Annotated in this window: 3 protein-coding genes; all 3 read left to right on the plus strand. The window is 45.0% G+C overall.

Annotated elements, in window-relative coordinates:
* Positions 1-6 precede the first annotated feature (6 nt).
* A complete protein-coding gene (locus RUM_RS04595; protein WP_015558035.1) occupies positions 7-1,254 on the plus strand; it encodes an O-antigen ligase family protein in 1,248 nt (415 codons plus the stop codon).
* Positions 1,254-2,186, plus strand: a complete 933-nt coding sequence (locus RUM_RS04600) for an ATP-grasp fold amidoligase family protein (protein WP_015558036.1) — start codon at positions 1,254-1,256, stop codon at positions 2,184-2,186. Before RUM_RS04595 ends, RUM_RS04600 begins: the two co-directional genes overlap by 1 nt.
* A gap of 53 nt (positions 2,187-2,239) precedes the next feature.
* Positions 2,240-6,124: phosphodiester glycosidase family protein (locus RUM_RS04605; protein ID WP_147645637.1), on the plus strand; the 3,885-nt coding region annotated here is incomplete at its 3' end.

Raw genomic sequence — 6,124 nt, forward strand, 5'->3', positions numbered from 1 at the left:
TAGGCTATGATAATAACATTGCGCAAAGTGGCAACGGGACTTATATTCGTTTGCACTACTGCATTGTTTGTGCTGTTCATTCTGTTTGATTCATATACTTGGGGGAAATATGTCCTTTTAGGCTTATCGGCGTGTATCCTTTTACTTGGTATTGGAATTACCCACAGTAAAATTATCCTCAAGTTCAACCCGTATGCTGCATTGAATATTCTGTTTATTGTCTTTGTGCTGCTTTCTTCAATGTGGGCGATAGATGCTTCGGACTCTGTGATTATGGCACGAACGTTGATGCGTATTTTTGTATGTGCATATGCGGTGTACATCACCTACCTGAGCATTCCCGAATTGGACGAGACTGTGCTGCTGAAAGCAGTTATGTGGGCAGGATATATCGTTGCAATTTACTCCCTCGCTTTTTACGGGATTGACGAGATGGTCTCCGCAGGAAGCAATTCAAGTCTGCGTATCGAAAGTGAATTTTCCAATGTTAATACGATTGGATTGGCCTGTGCTCTTTCATGTGTACTTCAAATCAATCTTCGTAATCTTTGCCCAAAGGATCATTTCTTCCCGTCTGCACTCTTTATGATACCAAGTATCATTGTTCTTGCTGCTACGCAAAGCAGAAAAGCATTGGTTTTTTTTATAGTCGGTGCTTTGGGATATGCAGTTGTAAAAGCGCAAGAATCAAAAAAGAGTCTCTTTATTAAAACTGTCAAGATTTTGTTCGGCATTTTAATTCTGGCGCTGCTTATTTATTGGCTTTTGCAATTGGAGGCTTTTACAGGAGTCCGGGAGCGCATGGAAGGTGTCATAAATGCCGTTTTCGGAAACGGGAAGGTGGACAGTTCTACAATAAAGCGAAGCAACCTCAGAGCGTTGGGAATAGAATGGTTCTTAAAGCATCCTTTTGCAGGCATTGGAATTGCAAATCCTCATATTTTAACCAATCAGTACTACGCTTTTGATGCCTACCTTCATGATAATTTCGTTGAGCTGCTTTGCGGTGGCGGAATTATAGGATTTAGCCTTTACTATTCTATGTATGTATATCTGTTCTTGCAACTATGGAACTATAGAAGAATAGATCCGCAGAGAGCAGCATTTTTTGCACTTTGGCTTGGCTTGATGCTGGCTATGAATTATGGGATGGTAACTTATTATTCAAAAGCCCAGAACTTTTATCTGATGATTCATTTTGTGAATGTGTTTCAATTAAAGCAAAAAGCAGTATTAGAGGAAGGCAATGCCTAATGAATATTAAAAGATATGCACGGGCGATGCGAAAATACATGTTGAACCCCAATTATCGTTTTTTAATAAATGCCGGATTCGGTAAATATGATGATATGCCTGACAAAGAGTATTTGGAGCGAAAGTTTGAGTGCTGTACGGGAAAGCAACTTGACCTCAACAATCCTGAAACTTTCAACGAAAAACTCCAATGGCTGAAGCTATACGACCGAAAACCAGAATACACAGTAATGGTGGACAAGTATAAAGCACGTGATTATGTTTCAGAAAAAATCGGTTCGCAATATCTTATCCCACTACTCGGTGTATGGGATGCTCCCGATGAAATTGATTTTGGCGCATTGCCCAATAAATTTGTCCTGAAATGTAACCATAATTCCGGATGCGGAATGTGTATATGCAAGGACAAGAGCACACTGAATAGAAAAAAAGTGAGAGCAGATTTAAAGCGCGGACTCCATCAGGACTATTACCTTACTGGTCGCGAGTGGCCATATAAGGATGTGCCGCGCAAAATTATTGCCGAACAATTCATGAAAAGTGATGCCGGTGGACTTACTGACTATAAGGTGCATTGCTTCAATGGTAATCCAAAACTGATTCTCGTCTGCAAAGACAGATTCGCGGCAACCGGACTCACCGAGGACTTTTTCACTCCGAATTGGGAGCATCTTGACATGCACCGTCCGACTCATCCGAATTCGTCAATTGAAATTGCCAGGCCGGCAGAACTGCCTGAAATACTGGAGCTGGCGAAGAAACTCTCCGAAGGTATACCGTTTCTGCGCGTGGATTTCTACATAATCGAGCACAACGTGTATTTTTCGGAGCTGACATTCTACCCGGCGTCAGGATTTGAAACATTCGAGCCGGAGCGGTGGGATGAAGTCCTTGGCTCATGGCTGGGGGCTCTGCCAATTTCTGATCTATAACGTATATATTCGTCTTCGGACGATATATAAATAAAACAAAAGGAGAAAAGCGAATGAAAACAGGCAAAATTTCAACCAGGGTTTTGGCGTTTGTTCTTTGTGCGATGATGGTTATAGGCGTTGTGCCTATGACGGCATTCGCCGCAGCCGAAACAGAAGGCACATTTCCCAATTCACAGCTCTCGCTTGTCCAGGACAAACAATCCACACTTGCGAGCGGAGTGACGCAGGACATCTACACTGTTTATGATAAAAATGGTAAACAGGTAAAGATGTTCGCTGCAACTGTCGACATGTCGGTCGATACGGTCAAACTGTTCACCTCCTATAAGGATATGGACAACACTTCGTATGGCATGTCCAAGCTCACCGAACAGGTAGCGGCTTTCGACCAGAAAGTAGCGGCAGGAGATTCTTATTACCACGGTACAGTAGTAGCGGGTATCAATGCATCCTACTACAACATGACGACCGGTAAACCTTCCGGTGTGTTCGTCATGAATGGCAACGATGTGACGGGCGGCGAGAAATCTGCGTATTTTGCGGTTCTTAAGGACGGTACCGTTAAAATCGGCAATGCAGATGAATATGAGTCCGATAAGGGCAATATTCAGGAAGCACTCGGTATCTACAAAATGCTTGTCTTTGACGGAAAAGTTGTGCTTTCTGAAACTGATCAGAATAATGCGCAGAAATATCCGCGTCAGACAATCGGTATTACCGAGGACAACAAGGTTATCATTCTCTCGGCTGATGGCAATCAGGAACCTGTATCAGCGGGGCTGACGCTTATGGAGCAGGCGCAGGTCATGATCGACCTCGGATGCAAGTGGGCAGGACACCTTGACGGCGGCGGCTCTATGACTTACGGCAGCAAGCCCGAAGGCGAGGATGCGTTCAAAATCGTCAACAAGCCGTCTGACGGCTCCGAGCGTAGTATTTCAAACGGTCTTATCGTTGTTTCAACTGCGGTCGCTTCCAAGACCTTTGACCATGTCTCTTATGATGTTGAAACTGAGTATGCAACTCCCGGCACACCTGTTGCAGTGAGTGTTGCAGGTGTAAGTACAACCGGTCATGCGGCTGAAATCCCCACAGATATTACATATAGAGCCACAAACGGTACATACGAAAATGGCATTCTGACCGCAGATTCCGTCGGCGATGTTGTTTTGACCGCTGTTTATAACGGCAAGGAGGTTGGCTCGGTTACAATTCATGCAGTCGTTCCGGAAAAGCTGGTGTTCAATAGCAGCGAAATGACAGTTCCCTTCGGCAAGACCGTTACATTGGCGCTGACAGCTACCTACGGACTCAGTGAAGTAAAATTCAATGCAAACGACATTCTGTTTACACTTGAAAATGATGGAATCGGTGCGATCAGCGGCTTTGACTTCACGGCAGGCAGCGGCAGTGTGAACGAAAGCGGGATTACCGCAGCATTTGCAGGCACAACTGTTTCCACATCCTCCATTATCAGGCTCGGCAAAGGCTCCGAAGTTATATATGATTTCGAAGACGGGGATGTAAACGACTTTGCTCTCGGCTATGTTGCATATAACTATGTACTGCCCGAAGGCAAAGTATCTCACGTAACTGCGGCAAACGGAAAGGTTCATAGCGGTAATGGTGCTATGGCGCTTGATATCAACTACGGAAACTCTCTCGAATCCGGATATATGATGACATCACTTCAGTATACCGGTGATATTAAGACCTTTGAAAATGCCACCAAACTCGGTATGTGGATCTATATTTCCGATGAGGATATATCCACTTGGATTCGCTATACTGTATACCCGCTTGTTCAGAATGACAATGGCGAATACGTACAGGCCAGCAGTTCGATCACGAATACACTGGCTGATGGAGTTGTTTCCACCACTGGTTTCGTGAACCAGTATGAAGAACCCGGTTGGCACTATCTTTCGATTGATCTCAGCGCATATAAGGGACTGTACCTGCATCAGGGATACATCGTTCAGTTCTATATTTCTGATCGTGACGGTGCTGCTTACAATTATTATTATAATCAGCACAAGTCTTACAACGGCAGGTATGTTATGTATGTTGATGATATCACCGTTGACTATTCCGATGCGGTTGACGATCGTGAAGCGCCTGTATTCGGCGATGTAACATATGCAACAGGCAGTATGTCGGACGCAGTAATTCTGAACGGCCAGACCGTTTCCGAAAATGTTCTCAGCTTTGGTACCAAGGTTGCCGACAACACTGCGAAGAGCAATTACACAGGGCTGAATGTTGCTACGGCAAAGGCATACATCGACGGTGTAGAAACCGCTTGCACATTGAAGGACGGCGTAATGTCTGTTTCCGATGTGGTTCTTGCAGACGGCATTCATCATGTCAAATTTTCAATTTGTGATAATCAGGGCAATTATGCTTCTGTTATACGTACGATTCATGTGCAGGGGAATTCCGGCATGCCCACTGTCAAGGTCGTAGCGCATGATCCGTCGCTTGACAAGATCCTGCTCGGCTCTGTCTGGTATGCAGATATAGTTGCTACTGATATCGAAAAGGTTCAGTCCGTTACTGTTGACATCGACCTCAACAACATGAGCAAGTGGGAGCTTGATCACATGAATGTTGCTGCTGGTTTTACGGCTGAATACAGCATTCAGGAAGACGAGAATATCGCCACTATCACAATTGCACGCACAGGTGCAAACGATCAGATCGGCGAAGGCGTTCTTGCGTCTCTTCCTATCCGCACCTGGGAACTCAAAATGGGTTATACATATACAAGCGGAACAAGAAACGGCAAAGAGGCGTATACCTATGCTCAGTTCAAGAGTATGAAGGAATTCTGGCCGATCGACATCAGCATGGAGATCGACCGCGGTCTTGTAACGTTTGTTGACAGTACGACCGATACATTCTCCGGTGAAGGACCGCAGGTTGACACCGAAATGTACAAAATGGCAAAGGACATGATTTCCACCACTGAAGGCAAAGCCTATTATGATGCTTGGAACGGCGGACACACCCATACCGCTGCCGCTCTTGCGGACAAGGCTGCGACTTGCACTGAGGCGGGCTATACCAACAGAACCTATTGTGAGGTCTGCAACTCGGTTGTAGATTGGGGGACAACCATTCCTGCAACAGGACATAGCTTTGATTTCGTTGACGATGTACTCAAATGCCAAGGCTGTGGTAATCTCTATAGTGGAGTATGGACTGACAGCAAGACATATGTTGATGGCGTGATTATTGCCGACGGGTGGAGCGGAGATTACTATTATGTCGACGGTAAGAAGGTCACCGGCATCTATGCAGTCGATGACGTTTACTATTACTTCGGCGATGATGGCAAGAACCAAGGCAAATATACCGGCCTTGTTCAGATTGACGGTAAGTGGTGTTATTCCAAGATCGGTGCACTGACTGGTGGTTGGGTACAGATCGATGAGAATTGGCATTGTTTCTTCGGCGGTACCCGTGGAGCAGTAACAGGCGAATATACGCTTAACGGTGTTACATATCAGTTTGATGAAACCGGTATGACAAAGGGCGCATGGCATACGGATGACAATGGCACACGCTATTATTACGGTCCGAGCTACTATGTGGCGCGTAATCCCGGTTATATGACATTGCATGAGATTGATGGTAAAACTTATAACTTTGGAAATGACGGATACCTCACATATGGTATCCAGGTTCTTCGTGATAGTACATCTTTCAAAAAATATGTATTTGACTTCGGTAATGACGGCGTACTTTCACGCAAAATAACGGAGCAGGGGATTATTACCGTTCCGGACGGATCCCTGTATTATATCAATGAAAACGGCTACATTCAGATGAATGCCGGATTGATCGAGTATAACGGTGATTATTACTTTGCCGTGTACAGTGGAAAACTGCGTGTAAGCGGAAATCAGAAAATCAACAGCACCGTATCGAAT

It is taken from the genome of Ruminococcus champanellensis 18P13 = JCM 17042, assembly GCF_000210095.1.
Classification (GTDB): Bacteria; Bacillota; Clostridia; order Oscillospirales; family Ruminococcaceae; genus Ruminococcus_F; species Ruminococcus_F champanellensis.

Excerpts from the sequence above, each read along its gene's own strand:
- RUM_RS04595 (WP_015558035.1), top strand. The coding sequence starts at position 7 with ATGATAATAACATTGCGCAAAGTGGCAACGGGACTTATATTCGTTTGC.
- RUM_RS04600 (WP_015558036.1), top strand. The coding sequence starts at position 1,254 with ATGAATATTAAAAGATATGCACGGGCGATGCGAAAATACATGTTGAAC.